The organism is Alcanivorax sp. HI0044, from assembly GCF_001634945.1.
On sequence record NZ_LWEZ01000071.1, the window covers coordinates 1 to 639 of the forward strand.

1 protein-coding gene is annotated in these 639 nt (G+C 51.0%); it reads left to right on the plus strand.

The window, feature by feature from the left end:
* Positions 1–122: 122 nt before the first annotated feature.
* The coding region (locus tag A3730_RS00925) for a helix-turn-helix domain-containing protein (protein WP_156500726.1) at positions 123–639 on the plus strand (517 nt) is incomplete at its 3' end.

Genomic DNA, 639 nt, shown 5'->3' on the forward strand with positions numbered 1-639 from the left:
CAGCCAGCTCTGGCAGTACTATGGTGAGGAGGAGGCTCTTCCCGATATCGCTTATCCGAAACTGCGTGATAGGATGCGCGACGCAGAAAATCAAGACATGAACGAAGGTGACAAGGGCTGATATGAGAACAGGCGTTGAGGGCTTTCAGGGGCTGCGGTTAAAGCAGTTGCGTTCAGCTCATAGCTTGACTCTTGCTGAACTGGGAGAGCAGATTGGCCGCTCTTCCAGTACGTTGTCTGCTTGGGAAAAAGGCTCGCAGCTTCCAGAAGCTGAATCCTTTGGCCGTTTGTGTCAGGTGTTTGGTGTCTCTCGACAATGGTTTCTTAAACCGCTGCCTCAGGTGAGTGAAAAGGATATACGCCCCTATTTTTTTCGCTCCCAAGCTTCTGCCCACAAGCAGGCACGTGAAAGGTCGAAGCTTTATCTTTCCTGGCTTCAGGAAGTATCTGACTTTTTCCAGGGTGCGATGGACTGGCCTCCGGTCAATATTCCAATGCTTGATGCGACTGACTGCCGTTTGATCAGTGATGAAGAGATAGAGGAAGTTGCGCGGGAGTGCCGTTTACGGTGGAAGCTGGGCACAGCTCCAATCCCTAATGTAATACAGGTGATGGAGAACGCGGGAATTATTTGTACGC